At 45.4% G+C, this 21502-nt stretch carries 15 protein-coding genes; 11 read left to right on the top strand and 4 right to left on the bottom strand.

What is annotated here, in order from left to right:
* Window positions 1-58 precede the first annotated feature (58 nt).
* From L0657_RS22210 to L0657_RS22160, 11 genes are all read left to right on the top strand, one after another.
* Window positions 59-1777, top strand: coding sequence for an alpha-amylase family protein (locus tag L0657_RS22210; protein ID WP_235152964.1), 1719 nt, complete (start codon window positions 59-61; stop codon window positions 1775-1777).
* 508 nt (window positions 1778-2285) lie between these two features.
* Window positions 2286-5585, top strand: a complete 3300-nt coding sequence (locus tag L0657_RS22205) for a PAS domain S-box protein (RefSeq protein WP_235152963.1) — start codon at window positions 2286-2288, stop codon at window positions 5583-5585.
* Window positions 5582-5983 (top strand): response regulator, encoded by a 402-nt coding sequence (locus tag L0657_RS22200; RefSeq protein WP_235152962.1) that lies wholly within the window; start codon window positions 5582-5584, stop codon window positions 5981-5983. Before L0657_RS22205 ends, L0657_RS22200 begins: the two co-directional genes overlap by 4 nt.
* 296 nt (window positions 5984-6279) lie before the next feature.
* Window positions 6280-9381, top strand: a complete 3102-nt coding sequence (locus L0657_RS22195; protein WP_235152961.1) for a TonB-dependent receptor — start codon at window positions 6280-6282, stop codon at window positions 9379-9381.
* A 34-nt stretch (window positions 9382-9415) separates the two neighbouring features.
* Window positions 9416-10960 (top strand): RagB/SusD family nutrient uptake outer membrane protein, encoded by a 1545-nt coding sequence (locus L0657_RS22190; protein WP_235152960.1) that lies wholly within the window; start codon window positions 9416-9418, stop codon window positions 10958-10960.
* Window positions 10961-10999: 39 nt separating this feature from the next.
* Window positions 11000-12070 (top strand): family 43 glycosylhydrolase, encoded by a 1071-nt coding sequence (locus L0657_RS22185; protein WP_235152959.1) that lies wholly within the window; start codon window positions 11000-11002, stop codon window positions 12068-12070.
* 50 nt (window positions 12071-12120) lie between these two features.
* Window positions 12121-13605, top strand: a complete 1485-nt coding sequence (locus L0657_RS22180) for a family 43 glycosylhydrolase (RefSeq protein ID WP_235152958.1) — start codon at window positions 12121-12123, stop codon at window positions 13603-13605.
* A 75-nt stretch (window positions 13606-13680) separates the two neighbouring features.
* Entirely contained in the window at window positions 13681-14646 is a 966-nt protein-coding gene (locus L0657_RS22175; RefSeq protein ID WP_235152957.1) for an MBL fold metallo-hydrolase, read from the top strand.
* Between the two features lie 134 nt (window positions 14647-14780).
* Window positions 14781-15272, top strand: coding sequence for a CinA family protein (locus tag L0657_RS22170; RefSeq protein ID WP_235152956.1), 492 nt, complete (start codon window positions 14781-14783; stop codon window positions 15270-15272).
* Entirely contained in the window at window positions 15265-16230 is a 966-nt protein-coding gene (locus L0657_RS22165; protein ID WP_235152955.1) for a TIGR03885 family FMN-dependent LLM class oxidoreductase, read from the top strand. The genes L0657_RS22170 and L0657_RS22165 overlap by 8 nt, the downstream gene beginning before the upstream one ends.
* Before the next feature lie 195 nt (window positions 16231-16425).
* Window positions 16426-17094, top strand: coding sequence for a DUF6766 family protein (locus L0657_RS22160; protein WP_235152954.1), 669 nt, complete (start codon window positions 16426-16428; stop codon window positions 17092-17094).
* Between the two features lie 94 nt (window positions 17095-17188).
* Here the strand turns inward: L0657_RS22160 and L0657_RS22155 are convergent, their stop codons facing one another.
* Genes L0657_RS22155 through L0657_RS22140 form a run of 4 tightly spaced genes read right to left on the bottom strand, consistent with a single transcriptional unit; the run spans window position 17189 to window position 21370 of the window.
* Window positions 17189-17452: a SemiSWEET family sugar transporter gene (locus L0657_RS22155; RefSeq protein WP_235152953.1), complete on the bottom strand. Its 264-nt coding sequence runs from the start codon at window positions 17450-17452 to the stop codon at window positions 17189-17191.
* 11 nt (window positions 17453-17463) lie between these two features.
* On the bottom strand, window positions 17464-19647 hold the full coding sequence (gene glgX, locus L0657_RS22150; RefSeq protein ID WP_235152952.1) for a glycogen debranching protein GlgX: 2184 nt from the start codon (window positions 19645-19647) through the stop codon (window positions 17464-17466).
* Between the two features lie 50 nt (window positions 19648-19697).
* Window positions 19698-20399, bottom strand: a complete 702-nt coding sequence (locus L0657_RS22145; RefSeq protein WP_235152951.1) for a DsbA family protein — start codon at window positions 20397-20399, stop codon at window positions 19698-19700.
* 11 nt (window positions 20400-20410) lie between these two features.
* Window positions 20411-21370 (bottom strand): manganese catalase family protein, encoded by a 960-nt coding sequence (locus tag L0657_RS22140; protein ID WP_235152950.1) that lies wholly within the window; start codon window positions 21368-21370, stop codon window positions 20411-20413.
* Window positions 21371-21502: the final 132 nt, after the last annotated feature.

Here is a 21502-nt window from a genome sequence, read left to right as displayed (position 1 = left end):
AAAATATTAACATCAGTGTGGGCTGAGTCAAATATTTAATTTTATATAACTCAAAATTATGAAAAACATTTTTCTCTCATTTTTATTGGCTGGTTTTCTGATTCCTGGATTGACGCTATCACAAAATAAGATAGCGGATGTGCAGGTAAAGGAAAACTTCTGGTATAAAAACAGCGTAATTTACAATCTGGAAATAGGTGTTTTCAAAGATAGTGACGGCGATGGACGTGGCGATTTTAACGGGCTGATACAAAAGCTGGATTATCTGAAAATGCTGGGTATCGACGCAATCTGGCTTGCACCGTTTCAGCCTTCGCCCGGCGAAGATGATGGATACGACGTTGCTGATTTCTATGGTGTTGATGAAAAATTGGGAAGCAGCGGGGATTTTGTCGAATTTATGCACCAGGCGCAGAAACGCGGAATAAGAGTCATTATGGATTTGGTAATCAACCATACTTCCGATCAGCATCCATGGTTTCTGAACTCGCGTGAAACCAAAACTTCGAAGTTCCGCGACTGGTATATCTGGTCAAAAGACCGGCCAAAAGATGCAGAAATAGGAATGGTTTTTCCCGGCGTTCAGAAAGAGGTCTGGACAATTGACAATAAAACAAATGAGTATTATTACCATCGTTTTTACAATTTCCAGCCAGATCTTAACTTTTCAAATCCCGAGGTCGTGCAAGAAAGCCAGCGCATTATTGGGTATTGGCTCAATCAGGGCATCGCTGGTTTCAGGCTGGATGCAGTTCCGTTTATTATTGAGGTGCCCAAAACAGGCAGCGAAAAGCCGAAACTTGATTATGATTTCTTGACCGACATCCGTCAGTTTGCACAGTCCAGAAAATCGGATGCAGCCATTTTGGGAGAAGCGAACGTGGACCCAGAGGAAAATCAGAATTATTTCGGAAAGAATGGTGAAGGTATTCAGATGATGTTTAACTTTTATGCCAACCAGTATCTTTTTTATGCACTGGCAACCGGGGATCTCAAACCATTTAAAACAGCCATTGAACAGACAAAGAAAATTCCGGAGGCGTCGCAGTGGGCACATTTTTTGCGAAACCATGATGAGATTGATCTTGGTAGGTTGACGGACAAACAGCGAGACGGAGTGTACAAAAAGTTTGGGCCGGACAAAAATATGCAGTTATATGATCGCGGTATTCGCCGGCGACTGGCTCCGATGCTGGGAAATAACAGAAATCATATCGAGTTGGCTTACAGTTTGTTATATTCATTGCCCGGTTCGCCGGTAATTCGTTATGGAGAAGAGCTTGGGATGGGTGATGACCTTAGTTTGAAAGAGCGTATATCTGTCAGAACACCCATGCAATGGACGGACGAAAAAAATGCAGGATTCACATCTGCCGACACCGCCATCCGGCCGGTAATTAACCAGGGTGATTATGGTTTTCAAAAATTAAACGTGGCAGCGCAAACACGCGATCAGTCATCTTTGCTGAACTGGAATGCCCGGATGATCCGTCTTCGAAAATCCTCTCCTGAGATTGGTCTTGGAACTTACACCGTTTTAGATGTCAGCTCACCGGACGTACTGGCGATTCGTTATGAATATAATGGACAGTTTCTGATTATCGTACATAATTTTAGTGATCAGCCTAAAAGTGCTTCCGTTCCTTCCGGAAAAGCCAGAATCCTGTATGACCTGATGCCGGAACCAAAGGATATGAAACCGGATGGTGGCACGTTTAATGTGTCATTGGCTGGATATGGTTACCGGTGGTATCGTGTTGATCAAATTATTCCTTAATCAAATAGGTTCGAGTGACTAAGTGCTAGGTAAGATTACTGATTTTTCCGTTACTCATGTAGAGTACGCACCCCCAAGTGAGATTCCTTATAGTTGTTCAAATCTCATATTTATATATCGCTGCGGAATTAACTCTTTGAACCCTATCAGGCACATGTTATTGACTTCGAGCTCAGTCCGAAAAATGGCATTTCATTTCTATGATCGTAAAAAAACAATTTTTACAAGTGTAAAAATTATTGAATATCAGGATTTTAATCTGAAAGCCTGATGAGAATCTGAATTTATATGGCAAGTAATATCTATACCAAATGTTCCTATCCACTGGATCGTTTATTGTAGTGAAAATATATAATTCAGTTTTTTTTCACTGATGTGATTTTGAGCATTGATCTTTCCCGAACGGATAACCGATTTTTTAAGTCATTTACAAAGTTTTGATCCTCGTATCATTTCATGACAATAAACACCTTCCATAAGAAGATAAAAAATATTTTAAAAATACGGTATGAACACTGAGCACGATCCGCAGTCGTATGACGCACTTCTTCAATCTGAAAACCAATTCCGTATGCTGGCTGCGCTCAGCTCTGACGCTCTTTATAAAATGAGTCCGGACTGGAAGATGATGATTAACATGAAAGGCTCAGAGTTTCTTGCCAACTCGACATACTCGAATCCGGATTGGTTTGAACAATATATTCCGAAAACTGAGCAGCCAAGGATAAAAGCCGCTATTGAAAACGCCATCGCGGGAAAATGTATTTTTGAGCTTGAACATCAGCTATATCACGCCGATGGTTCGGTTGGTTGGGCATTTTCCAGGGCCGTCCCGGTGTTGGACAGGCAAGGTGAAATCACAGAGTGGTTTGGCACCGCGCGGGATATTACAAGTCGTAAACATGCAGACCAAAGGCAAGTTTTTTTGCTGGAATTCAGCGATAAGCTCAGGGATTTGGAAGATCCGCTTGTTATTCAGCAACAGGCAGCACATTTGCTTGGTAACGAATTAGTTGCAGACCGTGTGTTGTATGCGGAAGTCGTTGGAAATGGTAGCGAATATATCATTGCACAGAATTACCTGGCTTCCCCGGATACTGTCCCTGTCATCGGAAAATTTCCAACAGCAAAATTCGGGCAATGGCTGATTGATGCAGGAATGAAAGGGCAGACAATGGTTGTTGCGGATGTAATGGAAGATAGTCGGATTACATCAACTGAAAAAACTGCTTTCCTCGATATTGGTCTCCGGGCATTTATAACCACTCCGCTCAACAAGGAGGGGAATTGGGTGGCGGCGGTTAAAATACATCAAAACCAACCGCGTCATTGGAGTGCTTTTGAAATATCACTTGTCGAAGAGGTAGCAGAGCGTACCTGGGCCTCGGTTCAGCGTGCGAAAGCTGAGGAGGCGCTGCGCGAAAATGAGGCCATGCTTAAGAGCCAGAAAGAGGCCTTTCAGGCAGCCATCAACGGAGCTTCGCTTGAAGGGTCACTTGATATCCTGATCAACAGTATCATCGGTGAAAAACGAAATAATGGAATTCGGGCGGCCTTTTACCTTGTCGACCAGCATGATGCAAGGGTGCATCCGGTTTACAAAGCAGGAAATATGCCTGAGGCATATTTGAGCGAGGTTGAGCGCCTGGGAGAATCGGCGAAGGATTGTTTAGCAGTTTCTTCGAACCAGCCAGTGATAATAAACGACGTTTTTGAAGATTCTGACTGGGATCATTGTCTGCAATTGGCAAAAGATTATGGTTTTCATGGATGGTGGCTATTTCCCATCGAAACGCATTCAGGGATAATTGTTGGAACTTTTATCATGTATTTCAACGGACCTCGCATGGCAAGTAGCCACGATTTATCTTTCGCAAACTCGGTAACCCAGACAGCAGCCATTATCATTTCCAGGCATAATGAGGTGAAGGAGCGCTTGAAAGTTGTTGAGGCGTTAGCTGATTCAGAAAAGCGGCTTCGTTTCGCTATTGACGCGACGCAACTCGCAACCTGGGAATGGAACCTCATTTCCGGGGAGGTCATCTGGAATGAGCATCATTTCCGCCTTTTGGGGATGGAGATTGAAGAAAAGGTTCAGCTCACAGCTTCGTTTCTTAATAAGGTTCATCCGGACGACCTTTCACGAATAACCGGCGATCTGAACAGAGCTATTGCTGAAAACGGCTTGTATAATACTGATTTCAGGATATTACGTGGCGATAATGGAGCTGTCCGCTGGATGAGTGGCTATGGTCGGGTTACAGAGACGCTGCATGGGGAGCCCGTGCGCATGAGTGGCGTTATGTTTGATATTACAGACCGGAAACAGGCGGAAGAATCGCTGCGTCAGAGCGAGCAACGTCAGCGCGCCATTCTGGAGAGTGCGAAGGACTATGCAATTATTACCCTCGATACTGACCGCAGCATTAGAAGCTGGAATGCCGGTGCTGAAAAGATGATGGGTTATTCCGAAGACGAAATAATCGGATTATCAGTGGATATATTTTTCGTGCCGGAGGACCGCGCAAAAGGCGCACCGGAGCATGAAGTGCAGACAGCGCTTGATACGGGGCGTGCTCAAAACGAACGTTGGCACATGCGAAAAAACGGTTCAAGATTCTATGGATCCGGCGTTACAACTGCGCTTGTCAATGATTCCGGAGATGTAATCGGCGTATTGAAAGTAATGCGAAACCTGACGGCTCAAAAAAATGCCGAACAGGCTTTGCAAAAATCACAGGAGCGTTTGCAGCTAGCGTTGCAGATTCCGACTGTGGGCGTACTTTTCTTCGATGAAGCAGGAACATTTACCGGCGCCAATGAGGCATTTCTTGCCATTAGCGGATTTTCAGCTGAGGCTGTGGAAACACGACAAATAAATACCAGCGAAATGACTATTCCCGAATGGATGCCCAGGACGCTTCAAGCGTTGAAGGAGCTTAGATCCATAGGTCGGAGCACGCCATACGAAAAGCAGCTCCAACGGCCGGACGGCTCCCGCTGGTGGGGCCTGTTTGCTGGTACACGGTTGAGTCAGAGGGAATATGTGGAGTTTGTGCTCGATATTACGCATCGCAAGCAAGCAGAGGAAGCATTGTGGGAAGCTGACCGTCGGAAGGATGAATTTCTGGCACTGCTTGCCCATGAACTCCGAAACCCGATGGCAACCTTGTCCAATACGCTGATGATCCTGGAATTAACAGGTGGCCAGCAAGAGATACTGCCTTTGGAAACGGCTCTTGCCATGATGCGGCGCGAAATGGTCCAGCTGGTAAGGCTCGTAGATGACCTCATGGACGTGAGCCGCATTAATCAGGGTAAAATTGTGTTGAAACTCGAAACTCTTAATTTAAAACGACTTGTAGAAGAAGCACTTTTAGCAACACGCCCGGTGATAGACAATGCTCGACGCACGCTTCTTTCTACGCTGACTGATGCACCTTTATTACTGGAAGGAGACGCTACACGATTGACGCAGGTAGTTCGTAACCTTTTGACCAATGCCACGAAATTTACACACGAGGGCGGGCAGATCTGGATCGACCTGGCCCAGGAAGGTGATATGGCATTATTGAGGGTTCGGGACGATGGGATTGGTATTCCTTCTGATCAACTTGAACATATTTTCGGCTTGTTTGCCCAGGTCGACGCATCACGTACGCGTTCGCAGGGGGGGCTCGGTCTGGGCCTGACACTTGTGCGGGAATTTATTGAAAAACATGGTGGGAGGGTCGAAGCCCGCAGTGAAGGGACGAACATGGGCAGTGAATTTATCATCCAGTTACCACTTTTAAAAACCAGAACATGAATGAAACCACAAAAACGATATCCGGGAAAGTTATTCTGGTTGTTGATGATAATAAGGATGCAGCTACCACGCTGGGCATGTTTTTGACTTTGAATGGATACCAAGCCCATACTTGCCATGGAGGCCGTGAGGCATTGGATATTGTTGCCGTACTAAATCCCGCTTTGGTAATACTGGATCTTGCTATGCCAGACCTGGACGGTTATCAAACGGCGGCGCTGCTTCGCTCTGGCTACGGGCTTTTGCTTCCTTTAATTGCCCTCTCCGGGTATGGCCAGGAGGAGGACAGACGTCTGGCGATTGAGGCCGGGTTCGACGCGCATCTTGTCAAACCCGTAGACTTCGCCGCATTAACAGAATTGCTAAGGGTAATGTTGTCCTCGCCTTCGGTCAGCTAAACTTACATTTTGCGCGTAAAATATTTCTGATGAAGCTTTCCTGATTACCATAACGGTTGATGCAAATTTATTAGACCGTCAATTTTAAAACTTCGTATTGGCCGGTGAAACAGGATTTTTTCAATGTTTTTGCCGGTCACAACTTCCGCGATTAATCCAATCAATAACGAAAATCAATTACAGGAAAATATGCCATTGTAGGAAATTACAATGGCATAGTTTTTTACAATCCGCGTTCCATTTCTTTTCCGCATACGCTTGCCTTTGTCAATTTACTTAAACCAAATTTATTAATCATGCCAAATCGTTATACGCTGATTCAGATGGTGATTTTCCTCTTACTTTTCCACTGGATCGCATCTGCACAAAGCCGGGAAATTACCGGCGTCGTTCAAACAGCCACCGGTGAGACACTGCCCGGAGCCACGGTGATTATCGTCGGCACTAATTCCGCAACCATTACGGATGCCGACGGGAAGTTTTCGCTAACAGCAGAAAATGGTCAAATTCTGAGGATATCTTTTATTGGGTTCTTAACTTCCGAGATGCCGGTATCGGAGCAGTCAACTTACACAATCCAGCTTGCGGAAGACGCTCAAAATCTGGAAGAATTTGTCGTGATCGGTTATCAATCTGTCCGGCGGTCGGACCTGACTGGCGCAACGGGAGTCATCGATGCCGAAAACACGAGCAAGCGTATTGCGCGCTCGGTACCGGAAGCATTGCAGGGAATGACGCCCGGCGTTGCGGTTCGGAACGGTGGCGCGCCAGGACAGGAGGCGGTGGTAAATATCCGCGGGCTAAGTACACTTTTCGGAAACGCAAGCCCGCTCTATGTGATCGACGGTATGTTAGCAGACGCGAATACGACCGTGAACCCGAATGATGTAGAAACAATCCAGGTTTTAAAAGACGCATCTGCTGCTGCAATCTACGGTTCCCGGGCTGCAAACGGTGTCATCATTATCACTACAAAAAAAGGCAAGGAAGGAGCGTTAAAGGTGGATGCATCCGTTCGCGTCGGAATATCGTCGTTACCAAAAAGATGGGATATGATGAATGCCGCAGAATATGTCGCAACCAATACGCGCGCTTACCAGGCAGCGGGTTATGCGTTGCAGCCTGCCGTTTCGGGTTATAACGGAGCCGTTGATACCAATTGGGCCGATGAACTGCTTCATACCGGAAGTATTCAGGACTATAATGTGAGCTTGTCAGGAGGTGGAAAAGATAGCAAATATCTGATATCCGGATCTTATTTCGCAGATGAAGGTGTGCTGAAAGCTCGTAATTTCAAGCGGGGTTCCATGCGGATCAATACCGAAGCAACGCGAAATAAATTCACATTTGGTGAAAACCTGATGATTTCCAGTACCGAACGAAATGCGCCTTTTCAGGGTGGTTTCGCAGAAGGAAATGCCTGGTATGATATGTGGACCAGCTTGCCGATCATTCCCGTTCAGAATGGCGACCTGGTAAGTACTTCCAATCCGGGAGGCTGGGGTTATGGGTCATTCAATGCCCGGTCATTTTCCAGGAACCAGGTAGCTGTTAATGATATTACAAAAACCACCTCTAACTTTTTTAAAGTGCTGGGCAATGCTTACCTGGACTATAAGATTTTAAAAGGTGTAAGTTATCGCTTCAACGCGGGTTTCGAGACCAGTTTTGATAAAACCAATGATGTGCGGAAAGATGGGCTTTGGTACTGGAACCAGTCTCCTGATTTTAGTAGCGTAGGTGAAAACCGTGCACAGTTTTTGAGTTATCTCTTCGAACATACGCTGAATTTCAATTTTACTTTTAACAAGCATACTTTGAATGGCGTGGTTGGTTATACGCAGCAAACCATCCGTAACGATGCCCTGGGCGGTCGCAGATTACAGCTCGGTGTTTACGGTGGCGATTATTTCACAACCATTAATTCAGCAAGCGGAGGAATGACCGCCAGTGGAACACGTTCTCAGACACTTATCAATTCTGCATTAGGCAGGCTTAATTATAATTTTGCAGAAAAATATTACCTGACATTTACATTCCGGGCTGATAAAGATTCTAGGTTTTCTCCTGCGCACCGTACCGGATATTTTCCCTCTGCTGCGGCTTCCTGGAAGATCAGCAATGAGGAGTTTTTTAAATCCGATATCATTACCGAGTTTAAATTGAGAGGCTCGTACGGCGTATTGGGTTCGGCAAATTTGAGTAACTATCAGTTTACAGGCTTTCTAAATCAGGCGCCGCGAGCAGTTTTTGGAACTGAACAAACTGAATTCCCAGGAGCGACGCAGGCAAGGCTCGTATACGAAGATATAAAATGGGAACAAAAAGCGACTACCAATATCGGTGCGGATCTGGTGCTTTTTAATAACAAACTCGCGATCACCATCGACGCATTCCGGTCGGTTGCAAAAGATGTTTTGCTATCCCTGCCGTTGCCGCTTTATATCGGAAATTTACAGGGTGATCCATTGGTCAATATTGGTTCAATAGAAAACAAGGGTGTCGAGCTAGACATCGCCTACCGCCAGACATCCGGAGCCTTTACATGGAGTGTTGCGCCTAATTTCAGTATAATCAGAAATAAGCTGCTCAGTCTGGGTAATCTGGGTGTAGATGAGGAAACGGGTGAGCCCAGAAATTATATCCAGTCGGGTAATACCCGCTCACAGGTTGGTCGCTCGATTGGGGAATATTACCTGATCAAGACTGACGGATTATTTCAAAGCAATGAAGAAGTTCAGGCACACGGCGCCCAGGCGGCTTATGCCAAGCCTGGCGATATCAGGTATGTTAACCGCATTGATCAGGGAACAAACAACGATATCAATGACCGCGACCGCACGTTTGCCGGAACGCCCTGGCCGAAATTAACAACTGGGTTAATCCTTAACGGAACCTGGTCGGGCTTTGCGTTGAATGTTCAATTTTATGGAGCGTTCGGTCAAAAATTATATAATGACGTGAGAAGGGAAATCGATGGTATGGGTTATTCCAATTACCGCCGTGGTATCGATCCATGGACACCCGACAATACAGATACTGACTTTCCAAGACTTGGTGTTTCATACGCGACAGGCTCGGCGGGCGACCCCGCCAGTGCTGATCAGGGTATTATTTCAAATGTGCGTGGCAATACGGACCGTTGGCTGGAAAATGGCTCTTACCTAAGAATAAGAAATGTCGAAATTTCTTATACGATTCCTGAAAAAATTACTGGGAAACTGTCAGTGAGCAATGCCCGGGTGAATATCAGCGCGCAAAACCTGCTGACTTTAACAAAATATACCGGACTTGACCCGGATGTGGTCGGCGCAAATTTTAATCTGGAACCGGGGGTGGATCTGGGAAGTTATCCCTCTTCGCGCATTATTTCTGTTGGCCTGAATCTGGGTTTTTAATCAGCGGTCCATTTTATCTCAAAAGAACATTCAAATGAAAACGATATTTTTTCTAGCCTCATTTATTCTGCTGGTTACCACAGCCTGTGACCGCGATTTTGATCAGCCCAATCCGAACAATCCAACCATTGCTTCATTCTGGACAAGTGAGACAGATGCCATAAAGGGGGTCAATGCAATTTACAGTACCTTTCACCGGACTGCCACGCTTTATTCCCGGTTTCTGTTTTATCACGGTATGCTCCGTTCAGACGAAGGTTATGGCTCGGGCGGTGACATTACATTGAACAATGTCATGAGTTTCAACCAGACCAATTACAACGAGGGACTTACTTCCGGGACCTGGCAAAACCTTTACATTGGCGTTTTTCGTGCCAATCAGGTGATTGCGTATGTGCCAGCGATTGATATGGACGAAACGCTGAAAAACCGTCTGATCGGCGAAGCAAAATTTTTACGCGCTGTGTTTTATTTTAACCTCACTTTGTATTTTGGCCGGCCTCCTCTCGTCCTCGAACCATCCGACCCAACCGACCGTCCTGCAAATGCAACGAATGCAGAAGCATGGGCACAGGTTGAAAATGACCTGGCACAAGCTGCAACCACTTTGCCGCTGAGTTACGCGGGCGACGATCTTGGGCGTGCTACGCGTGGTTCGGCAATGGGTTTATTGGGTAAAACTTATCTGCATCAAGGGAAATATCAGGAAGCCGCAGATGCACTTGCCTGGTTTGTCACTGGTGAAGGAAATGGCCTGTATGAACTTACTGCAAATTATCAGGACAATTTTAAAGCTTCAACTGAAAACAACAGCGAATCGGTATTTGAAATTCAATTCAGTTTTAATCCAAATGAAAATACAGATGACGATGTAGATGAGACCAGAATCAATAATACCGGAACGTCTATTGCGCAGTTTTATGCACCACGCGGAGTAGGATTTTCCGATGGCGGTGCACGCCGTTGGCTTGTGGGTGAATTTAAAGAAGAAAATACGGCGCTGAATACCCAGGATCCAAGGCTTGCAGCGACTTTACTTTTTGATTCGACGGATGTACGCGGCCCGGAATTTACAATAGTTTATGGACAAACTTTTGCCAGCCGTTATGGTACGTCGGGAGGCGAAAGCGGCGCAGTATGGTTCAGAAAACAATTAAATGACAACGAGCCTGGAAGAACGGAGGAAGGTTTCCGTTCGCCAAATAACCATAGATTTCTGCGTTATGCAGATATTCTGCTGATGTATGCCGAGGCACTTAATGGTATTGGGCAGACGGAGCAGGCATATCCCTATGTCGACATGGTACGCGCCCGGGCCGGATTGAGTCCTTTAACGCAAACGATGCCCGGGCTGGACCAAGCCGAATTTTTGGAGCAGATCAAACATGAACGCATCACGGAGCTGACCGGGGAAGGCTGGCGATTCGCTGATTTACAGCGCTGGGGTGATCTGGGCCCGGAACTGGCTGTGCGGGATCCTGAATTTGCCAATTTTGTGAAAGGGAGAGATGAGTGGTATCCAATTCCTCAATTAGATATCGATTTGAATCCAAATCTGACACAAAATCCGAATTACTGATCCGTCTAATTATTTTCTGATTTAAGAAAAATTCAGTTTATGCGATATAAAGTTTTGTACAGACAAATATTGATCTGGTGCGTTTTGATGATATTCATCGATGCGTCTTGTAAAAAGGAGTCGCAGGCGCCGAAGCCGGGTAAGGAGCAGGAAACGACGTTCACAAATCCACTGCTGAATGCTGCCCCGGATCCGTGGCTTATCCAGAAAGACTCGACCTATTATTATTTGCACACACTTGGCAACCGGATTCAGATATGGAAAACGGACAAAATGAGCGAATTAAAAGATGCCACGCCGGTAACAATTTTTACTGCGCCTGCCACAGGAGGAAATTCCAGGGATATCTGGGCTCCCGAGCTGTTTTTTTTAAATAGCAAATGGTACATCTATTACACCGGCTCGAACGGCGACGATCGGGAGCACCGGATGTGGGTACTGGAAAATTCGAGCGCTGACCCCACTCAGGGAACATGGATTGATAGAGGACAACTTATGACACAGCCAGCCGATCTCTGGTCAATCGACGGAACCATATTTCAGAAGGATACCACACTTTTCATGATCTGGTCAGGCAGACCTTTTGTTGCAGGAAGTACTGATTTGACCCAAAACCTGTACATATCCCGAATGCGAAACCCGATTGCACTTACCGGCCCGACAGTCAAAATTTCCTCTCCGCAGTATGATTGGGAAAAGAATGGCTTTGCAGTAAATGAAGGGCCGGAAATTGTGAGAAGTCCGACAGGAAAAGTCCATCTCGTATTTTCCGCCAGCTTCTGTGGCGATGACCGGTACTCGCTTGGACTAATGAGTTTGCAGGACGGAGCGAATCCCCTGGATCCGGCGAGCTGGACGAAAACGCCGGCACCGGTTTTTACAGGTTTGGCATCGGCGAATGCATTTGGGGCGGGGCATAACAGCTTTTTTAAATCCAGAGATGGCAAGGAAGATTGGATTATTTACCATGCAAACTCTGCCGCCGGACAAGGTTGTGGAAATTCACGAAACGTTCGGATGCAAAAATTTACCTGGACTGCTGATGGTATCCCGGTCTTTGGCGAGCCGGTCGCGACAGGACAGGCCATTGCGGTTCCCTCTGGAGAATAGAGATTGTTTCACTTTTACAAACATTTTGTACGTTTCATTAAGATTGATTCATGAAAAAAATATGTATTGCGCTGTTTCTGATTTCAGTACAAATTGCCAATGGGCAGCGGGCAGTTATTCGCGGTGATTTTGCCGATCCGTCTGTGATTAAAGTTGGGGATACCTATTATGCCGCTGCAACAAGTTCCAACTGGGCTCCTGCTTTTCCGGTCATGAAATCAAAAGACCTCAGGAACTGGCAGCAGACTGGTTCGATTTTCCCAGATCTTACCGCCTGGGCAGATTTTTATTACTGGGCACCGGAACTGAATTATGAAAATGGCAAAGTATATGCCTATTATACTGCACACAAAAATGGAGGCAACCTGTGTGTCGGGGTAGCAAGTGCTGATTCGCCGGAAGGGCCGTTTAAAGATCATGGGCCACTGGTTTGCCAGGAAGTTGGGTCAATCGACGGATTTCCTATACGGGATGAAAATAACAAACTGCATCTGATTTGGAAAGAGGATGGAAACAGCGTAGGCAAGCCGACCCCGATCTGGATCCAGCCTATGAATGAAGAGAGAACTGCGCTGACGGGCGAAAAAAAGGAGCTTTTTAGAAATGATGTTCCATGGGAAGCCAATCTGATAGAAGGTGTTTCGGTAATTAAAAACAACGGATATTTTTATTCGATTTATGCGGCAGCGGGATGTTGCGGTCCGGGTTGCACTTATGCTACCGGCATTGCACGCGCCAAAAATTTAATGGGGCCATGGGAAAAATTTAACGGAAACCCAATATTGGCTGGGCAGGGCGACTGGATGTGCCCGGGACACGGAACGGCTGTTACGTACAATGGGAAAAATTACTTTATGTATCACGCCTATGACAAAGCTTCTAACAAATATACCGGCCGTCAGGCGCTTGCGCGGGGCTTTGAATTTACTGCCGACAACTGGATCCGCTTTACCGATGAATTTCTCACGCCGACAAATGAGGAGGTGACTTATACCGTAACCGATGATTTCGATAAAAATCAACTTGATCTGCAATGGAGCTGGTCAGTTTTCAATAAACCTGAGTTTGAAATTAAAAATGGCCGGCTAGGAATTACAATCACAGATACCCGCGAACTCTTTATCGCCCGGCGAATTGATAGTCAGAATTACGAGGCGGTTGTGGAAACGATTCTATCAAAAAATGTTCAAACCGGCGTTGCACTGATCGGGGACGAAAAGAACCTGATTTATGCGGCAGTAAAACAGGACAGTATCAATATTATTCTCCTGAAAGATGGTGCCAGTGCCATCCTGGGGAAATTTTTTGTAGCCGCTGCGGGCAAGCATTTATTCTTGAAAATGAAAGTTAAGAACAATACAGAAATTAGTTTTCATTACAGCCTCAACGGCTTAGATTTTACTTCATTGCAGATTTCGAATCTGGATATTTCGTTTTTACCACCATGGGATAGGGCCGTGCGGGCAGGCATTATTGCCAAAGGCATTGCGGGAGATATGGCATATGTAGAAAAGTTTATTTTTGAAAGTCAGTGATATCGGGATACCATATTAAGTGGCACAATTTTATACATCAGCCGGTCAATTATTTGAAACTAAATGATCGGTGAGATGAAAGAAATAAGTGAGATTGCTCAGGGAAATTATTTTGAAGTGGCCGACGGAGTCTGGGGAATGAAGGATATTTTCGTAAACGTTTATTTCGTTTCAACAGCTGACGGCTGGGTACTAATTGATACGGGTCTCAAAAGCGGGTATGAGAAAATAATAAATGTAGCGGGGCAGCTATTCGGTGATAACGTTGTCCCTGAGGGTATTGTGCTTACTCACGGACATTTTGACCATGTCGGATCTTTGGAAAAATTTGTGCGCGAATGGAAGGTTCCTGTTTATGCACATCATCTGGAACAACCCTATTTAAATGGGAAATCAGCGTATCCGCCTGCTGATTCTACGGTTGGAGGTGGATTGATGTCTGCCTTGGCCGACTTTTATCCGATTGAGCCACTAAATATGAGCGGCGAGGTGGAATCACTTCCATTTAGTATGGAAATTCCGGTACTACCCGAATGGCGTTATATCCATACGCCCGGTCATGCTCCCGGCCATATCAGTTTATGGCGCGAAAAAGACAAGGTGCTGATCGTCGGCGATGCCTTTGTGACAACGAAGCAGGAATCGGCTCTGGCTGCGCTCAGTCAAATTATGGTTTTGTCAGGGCCGCCCAAATACTTCACCTGCGACTGGCAGCTCGCCAAAAAATCCGTGGAGACATTGGCTCTGTTAAATCCTGAGGTTGTTGCAACCGGCCATGGAAAGCCAATGTTTGGTGAACAGATGCGTCAGGATCTCAGGCAACTGGCTTTTGATTTTGATGCAAAGGCTGTACCCTCGCAAGGGCGTTATGTATCTGAACCGGCGATCACTAATCAGTATGGCGTAGTTTTTTTACCTCCCAAAAATTCACGAATGGCTGAAAGGATAGCTATTGCAGCTGGAATCTTGATTCTGGCGGGACTAGGTTTTGTCATTGGAGCTCATCTGAGCAAAAGCAACGTTGCCATTTTTAAAAGCTAAAAATACGATGTAGCCTAGGATTTTAATGAACCGAATGATTACCGAATAAATAGCCTGGCAGTTGCCTGGATTTTCCCACAATCCTCAAATGTCTTGCGACGAATATCCTTCACATTAACTATAACATTACAGTTATGCCATCACAACTCATTATTGACTGCTGCAAACTTTTAAAAGAAAAAGGATTGACAATCGCTTTTGCCGAAAGCGTAACTGCGGGCCGTTTGGCAGCTGAGTTTTCATTAGCCGAAGATTCAGGCAGCGTTCTGAAAGGAGGGCTGGTCTGCTATGATGCCGAGGTAAAAGAAGATGTCCTGGGCATTACTGCTGAGTATATTGAAGAATTTACTCCTGAATCCGCAGAGGTCACGAAGGAGTTAGCTGTCAGGTTGAAAAAACTAATCCGGTCCGACATACAGGTTGCTGTTACCGGGCTTACAACATCGGGAGGCAGTGAATCTTCACGAAAGCCAGTTGGTACAATCTTCCTTCACTTGATAATAAAAGACAATTCTATCGCTGTTAGGGAAGTTTTCGATGGTACGCCCGAGGAGATTGTGCTGATGACAGTGGATCTGGCGGCTAAAACCATCATCAATGAACTAAACAAAAAGGATTATGAGTAAAATTGAGATTGGTTATCACGCCTCTCACGAGCAGTTCAAACCGAGCGAACTAATTAACTTCACGAAACTCGCTCAACAAGAAGGATTTACGAATGCGTTGAGCTCCGACCACTTTTTTCCCTGGGGAGAAACGCAGGGTGAGAGTGGTTTTGCATGGAGTTGGCTTGGAGCTGCCATGCAATCAACCAATTTGCATTTTGGAATCGTAAATGCACCCGGGCAGCGTTATCATCCGGCTATCATTGCACAGGCAGTCGCGACGCTTTGCGAAATGTTCCCACATAGATTCTGGATCGCAGTGGGAAGCGGACAGTTTCTTAATGAGCATGTTACAGCTGAAAAATGGCCGTCGAAGATTGATCGTAACAGGCGATTAAAAGAATGTGTTGACGTAATGCGTGCGCTGTGGTCGGGTGAATCTGTCACACATGACGGTCTAATTCAGGTTTACGATGCGAAATTATATACGCTGCCTGGTTATATGCCTGCCGTGGTAGGCGCTGCTCTGACGGAAAAAACTGCCCGTTGGGTCGGTGGCTGGGCAGATGCCATGATCACCACGTCCAGACCGCCGGAAGAATTGAAAAAAATAATTGCAGCGTTCAGAGAAGGTGGAGGAGAGGATAAGCCGGTGTACCTTAAAGTTCAGTTGTCTTATGATACTACCTGTGAAAAGGCACTTCAAGGCGCGCATCATCAATGGCGAAATAATGTTTTTGCGTCCTCGTTATTGGCAGATATTCGTTCTCCGGAAGGCTTCGATGCAGCTGGAAAAGTGGTTAGGCCAGAGGATATGGAATCTTCGGTAAGAATATCGGACAGCGCCGATCAACATTTGGAGTGGTTATCAAAAGATATTGAAGCAGGAGTTTCACAACTTTATCTTCATAATGTTAACCTAAGCCAGCAAAATTTTATAGAAGTTTTTGGGGAAAAGGTCTTGCCATATTTAAAGTAAATCGACAATTGAAAAGCTGACTCATGTCATGGCAGAGAGAACTAATGATTGGTTATCAATAAATCGGATACTTGTATATTGATTCAGCAAAAACCTTGAAGCCGCAAGTGGATCAGTTTTTACAATGATTAATAGATGCAAATCAATTCAAGCACGATTTATCAAATCAAGAAATAACCTTCAAATCATTAAACCATGATTTCACCGAAACGCCATTCATTTTTCTACAAAAACGGGCTGGGAATTGTCGCCCTTTTCCTGTTTGCCATTACGCTTGTCGCACAGGTGTTTACCGGTTGGAATCTTCATAATAAAGAAATTCAGCAGGATGGAGCATCGGCAATAGGATTGTGGAGTTACCTGCACAGTGGGCATTTCATATCTGCAACCTTCGAAAATTTTGAAAGTGAGTTTCTGCAAATGGCCTTGTATGTTGTCCTCACAGTCGGCCTTCGTCAGCAAGGATCAGCTGAATCCAAGTCGCTTGACGAGCCCGAGGAGGTAGATCGGGAACCGGTAGCCAGCGCCGATGCTCCGTGGCCTGTAAAAAAAGGTGGTTTTATTTTAAAAATATACGAAAACTCTCTTTTCTTAACCTTTCTCATCTTATTTCTGATTAGCTGGGGATTGCATCTTTATGGAAGCTGGATGGACCATAATGCAGAAAATATTTTATTGGGCGAACCTCAGGACAGCGTTGCAGACTACCTGACCCAGGCCAATTTCTGGTTTGAAACTTTTCAGAACTGGCAGAGCGAATTTCTCTCTATTGCAAGTATTGTGCTGCTTACAATTTTCCTGCGTCAAAAGGGATCTGCTGAATCAAAGCCTGTTGACGCGCCTCATTCTGAAACCGGAAAATAGTTTCTGACGATGGAATGGAAATGTCGGCTTGTTAAACCGGTTGTCATTTCCATCGTCAGAGTTTAAACAGTTTACAAATCTGCGTCAAAACAAACTAGTCGTTGTCCTTATATTTATACTTTAAAAAAAGCATCGCCACATTCAGACAAATTGTAAATATGTTTGTTGCAATAATTGGAACATCTTTTTTATCAATGCCATAATAAACCCACAATGCGTTACCAGTAAGCAGTACGACAAACATGGCAGTCGAAACTTCGCTCGCCTTTTTCTTTTTGACCGTCGTCACCAGCTGCGGTATAACCGCCGAGGATGTACATATACCGGCAAGCAGCCCCAACCCTTCTATAAAATCCATTTTTTTAGAAGTTAGTGTGAAGGGGAGGACAAGCACCGGAGCACTACCACGCAATGTCCGAGAATATTAAGCGTTTCACCGGCCTTGACCGTATATTCATTTTCTCCAATAAAATTTTCAGCAGTGTTTATGATAATATGCCAGTCTGATCCGCATTCATCGTTTGGGAGTACAAAATCACGTGGCTCTGGAGCTGCGTGAAAAATGATGAAGAAATGATCATCATAAAGCCTTTTTCCATCCTGATCGACGCACCTAATACCCTGTCCGTTGAGGAATACGCCGAAAGAACGGGCGATGTCCTCGTCCCACTGTTCATCAGGAATTTGTTGCCCATCTGGCACAAACCACATAATGTCCTTCATGTCTGAGCCAGTAACAGGCAAGTCCTGAAACCAACGTCTGCGGCGAAAAGTGGGATGATCTTCACAAAAGTGAATTAAAGACTTGGTAAATTCAAGCAATTTTCGATCTGCTGATTGCCAGTTTAGCCAGGATGTTTCGTCGTCATGGCAATATGCATTGTTATTTCCATGCTGGGTCTTGCCTATCTCGTCGCCAGCAACCAACATGGGCACGCCTTGCGATAGAAACATGGTGGTCAGCAGGTTCCTTTTTTGTCGGTCGCGCAATGAATTAATTTCCGGATCCTCCGTTGGACCTTCGGCTCCGCAGTTCCAGGAGTGGTTGCTATTATCGCCATCGTTATTACCCTCGCCGTTGTCTTCATTATGTTTCTCGTCGTAACTTACCAGATCGTTAAGCGTAAATCCATCGTGGGCCGTGATGAAATTGATACTTGCCGTTGGCCTGCGATAGTCACATTGGTATAGGTCTGGACTTCCTGTGAAGCGGTGTGCAAATGCAGTCATTTTAATGTCGCGTCCCCGCCAGAAATTACGTACCTGATCACGGTAGATGCCGTTCCACTCTCCCCAGCCCACAGGGAATTTTCCAACCATATAACCCTCATCACCAATATCCCATGGCTCAGCTATAAGCTTGACCTGGGAGATAACCGGGTCCTGATAAATAATATTGAAAAATGAACCGAGACTATCAGTTTCGTGCAACGTGCGAGCCAGAGCCACTGCAAGGTCAAATCGGAAACCATCCACATGCATTTCAAGAACCCAGTAACGCAGGCTATCCATGATCAGGGCCAACACATTCGGAAGCTGAACATTCAACGTATTACCTGTGCCGGTGTAATCTTTATAATACCGCATGTCATCAGGCATCAGCCGATAATAGGAAGCATTGTCCAAACCCCGGAAAGACAAAGTAGGGCCGAGATGGTTACCTTCGGCAGTATGGTTATACACCACGTCAAGGATAACTTCAATCCCAGCTTTGTGCAACTCACGAACCATTTCTTTGAATTCATTAACCTGCCCACCTGGCTCGTTGCTACTGCTGTAACGGCAATCTGGTGCAAAAAATCCAAGCGTGTTATAACCCCAGTAATTGGTCAGACCTTTTTCCAGTAAGTGCTGATCTTCTACAAAATGGTGTACCGGCATGAGCTCAACGGCGGAAACGCCTAGTTCTTTCAGATATTTTATGGAAACAGGATGAGCAATTGCAGCGTATGTTCCCCGGATTTCTTCCGGAATTTCTTCATTCAATATGGTAAAGCCTTTCACGTGAACCTCGTAAATGACGGTATTGTGGTAAGGTGTTTCAAGTGTTGTATCTCCTTGCCAGTCAAAGCTGGTATCGACAACCACAGCTTTCGGCATAAAGCCAGCGCTATCAGCCTCACTAAAGCTTAAATCATTTACTTCACTGCCGATTTGATACCCGAAAACCGAATCATCCCACTTGATCGTTCCGTCAATCGCTTTTGCATAAGGATCAATCAGTAACTTGTTGGGATTAAAACGATGTCCCTTTTCAGGTTCGTAAGGCCCGTAAGCGCGGTAGCCATAAAGTTGCCCCGGTTTGAGGCCCGGTACGAAGACGTGCCAGATGTGATGGGTAACTTCCTCAATTTTTATTTTTATATATTCGTCAGATTCATTTTCAGGTTGAAAAAGGCAGAGCTCCATGCCGTCGGCATTTTCGGAAAAAATGGCAAAATTAATCCCTGCCCCCGTCCAGGTCGCGCCTAAGGGGTAAGGTCTGCCTGGAAGTGTTTGTATTTCTGCTCCTTCCGGTGATTCTAGCAGTTCGTTTTCTATACGTCTCTCCATGGTGATAGAAATGTTATTATTTTTCAAAAGTCGATTTAATTCACGGGTAATCAGCTGACTATGCCTGTGTCAGTGGTGGCGACGACTGTCTGGTTTATTTGATCAAAAGCTTCAACAAGTGCTTCGTAGGGACGGAAGCCAGTAAAAATGATACCTTTTCCTGCTTTGGTAAACGTCATGGTCGGAAAGCGTCCGATGCGGCTGTAAGCAACCTGACGAAGATCATTCCGGAACGCATCGCGACTTTCGTCGCCATTGTAGTCAGCCTTAAATCTTTCGAAATTAAAGTTATTTAAAGGTTGAGTGCCCAAAGTTCTAGCAATATCAAGCAGCACTTCTTTTTTAGAAATGTCAAGAGAATCCACCATCACAGCTTTCCAGACTGCTTTCAAATAATTTTCCGATGCTTCGAAATTTTGCATCGCAGCAGTTTTTACAGCTATGCATGCAGGGTACGAGGAAGCTGGCGGCTCGTTCATCCAGATTGTGTCATTGATAACCGCACCGGTTTTATACTGTGCTTCCATCCAGATCGGCCCCATTTGTGCAGGTCTGCTCACAGAATTGAACGGATCATTATATTTCGTCCAGTCCGGAATCATGCCACCCATACAATATGAGTAAGTGATACGGTCTTTGTAATTTTCAAGAAAACGTTGCCAATGGGGTTGAAGAGCCCAGCTCCAGCAACAGAGCGGATCGGTGTAAAAAACAATTTTAACCCGATCCGCCTGATTGTTCGATAATTCCAATGAAATTTTATTTATAGGTCACTAATGAGACCTCCTGTTTTGGTATAGGTACTCCATTGCGCGTCGATTTCAGCAGTGGCGCTGGTTATTTCTTCGTTGCGCAACTTGCTCAATTCTTCGTTCAATTGCTGAACCGACTTTTCTGTCCTGTCCGTCCCGGTTGGAGTAAGGTTGGTAAGTCCGTTAGAATCCATAACATGCTGCAATGGATCTTCAATGTACTGCCACGTCTCTCCAAGCTGAGTGCTGGTTCCCTGGTTCCATGGGCCGGTAGCATCCATTCCGCTCGACATGTTATAGTATAAATTACTGTACCTCGGATCTCCCTGAAGTATTCCCGGAGGAAAGTTTGGCTGAATTGTCGCAAGTGCTGCTTCAAACATTTGGTAATGGGCAATTTCACGCGTCATCAGGAAGCGGAGTGTTTCTTTCACCGATGGATCATCGGTAAATTTCATCAGATACTCGTAAACAAGTTTTGCGCGAGATTCTGCTGCAATGTTCGAACGCAGATCAGCAGTCAAGTCTCCATTAGCGTTAACATAAGCGGCTGTCCACGGGATACCATTACTGTCAGTCAATGCTGGACCACCTCCGGTAAGCACTCCAAATTGAGGATTGATAATAGCTTCGTGAATAAAATCCTCTTTTGCAGCAGTGCCATCCAAAAGCTTCATGATCTCTGATTCTTCCGTGGCGTTTTTCAACTCACCGTTGACACCGCCCAGCAACATCTGAATTGTCGCACCTACGATTTCAAGGTGGCTAAACTCTTCCGTAGCAATGTCCATGAGCAAATCATACTTATCCGGATATGGATTTTTAGCAGTGAATGCCTGGACAAAGTATTGCATGGCTGCTTTGAGCTCACCATTACTTCCTCCAAATTGTTCCAGCAGCAAACGTGCAAATTTAGGGTCTGGCTTTGATACCCTGGCGTTGAATTGTAGTTCTTTTACGTGGTAAAACATAGCATTTTGGGTTTTGTTTCAGATTAAGAATCCGGCCGTTGGTAAAAATTTGTGCCAGTGATCTGGGAACCCTGACAGGCGTTTCAGTTCTACACAGTGGGGAACCACTTAGCATTTACATCTCCTGGCAAC

It is taken from the genome of Dyadobacter sp. CY345, from assembly GCF_021502725.1.
Taxonomy (GTDB): domain Bacteria; phylum Bacteroidota; class Bacteroidia; order Cytophagales; family Spirosomataceae; genus Dyadobacter.
Note: the sequence above shows the minus strand (reverse complement) of the source record. Positions and strands in the feature narration are given on the sequence as shown.

What these genes read in the sequence shown, in the direction of transcription:
- L0657_RS22210 (WP_235152964.1), top strand. Translation starts at nt 59, where the DNA reads ATGAAAAACATTTTTCTCTCATTTTTATTGGCTGGTTTTCTGATTCCT.
- L0657_RS22205 (WP_235152963.1), top strand. Translation starts at nt 2,286, where the DNA reads ATGAACACTGAGCACGATCCGCAGTCGTATGACGCACTTCTTCAATCT.
- L0657_RS22200 (WP_235152962.1), top strand. Translation starts at nt 5,582, where the DNA reads ATGAATGAAACCACAAAAACGATATCCGGGAAAGTTATTCTGGTTGTT.
- L0657_RS22195 (WP_235152961.1), top strand. Translation starts at nt 6,280, where the DNA reads ATGCCAAATCGTTATACGCTGATTCAGATGGTGATTTTCCTCTTACTT.
- L0657_RS22190 (WP_235152960.1), top strand. Translation starts at nt 9,416, where the DNA reads ATGAAAACGATATTTTTTCTAGCCTCATTTATTCTGCTGGTTACCACA.
- L0657_RS22185 (WP_235152959.1), top strand. Translation starts at nt 11,000, where the DNA reads ATGCGATATAAAGTTTTGTACAGACAAATATTGATCTGGTGCGTTTTG.
- L0657_RS22180 (WP_235152958.1), top strand. Translation starts at nt 12,121, where the DNA reads ATGAAAAAAATATGTATTGCGCTGTTTCTGATTTCAGTACAAATTGCC.
- L0657_RS22175 (WP_235152957.1), top strand. Translation starts at nt 13,681, where the DNA reads ATGAAAGAAATAAGTGAGATTGCTCAGGGAAATTATTTTGAAGTGGCC.
- L0657_RS22170 (WP_235152956.1), top strand. Translation starts at nt 14,781, where the DNA reads ATGCCATCACAACTCATTATTGACTGCTGCAAACTTTTAAAAGAAAAA.
- L0657_RS22165 (WP_235152955.1), top strand. Translation starts at nt 15,265, where the DNA reads ATGAGTAAAATTGAGATTGGTTATCACGCCTCTCACGAGCAGTTCAAA.
- L0657_RS22160 (WP_235152954.1), top strand. Translation starts at nt 16,426, where the DNA reads ATGATTTCACCGAAACGCCATTCATTTTTCTACAAAAACGGGCTGGGA.
- L0657_RS22155 (WP_235152953.1), bottom strand. Translation starts at nt 17,452, where the DNA reads ATGGATTTTATAGAAGGGTTGGGGCTGCTTGCCGGTATATGTACATCC.
- glgX (WP_235152952.1), bottom strand. Translation starts at nt 19,647, where the DNA reads ATGGAGAGACGTATAGAAAACGAACTGCTAGAATCACCGGAAGGAGCA.
- L0657_RS22140 (WP_235152950.1), bottom strand. Translation starts at nt 21,370, where the DNA reads ATGTTTTACCACGTAAAAGAACTACAATTCAACGCCAGGGTATCAAAG.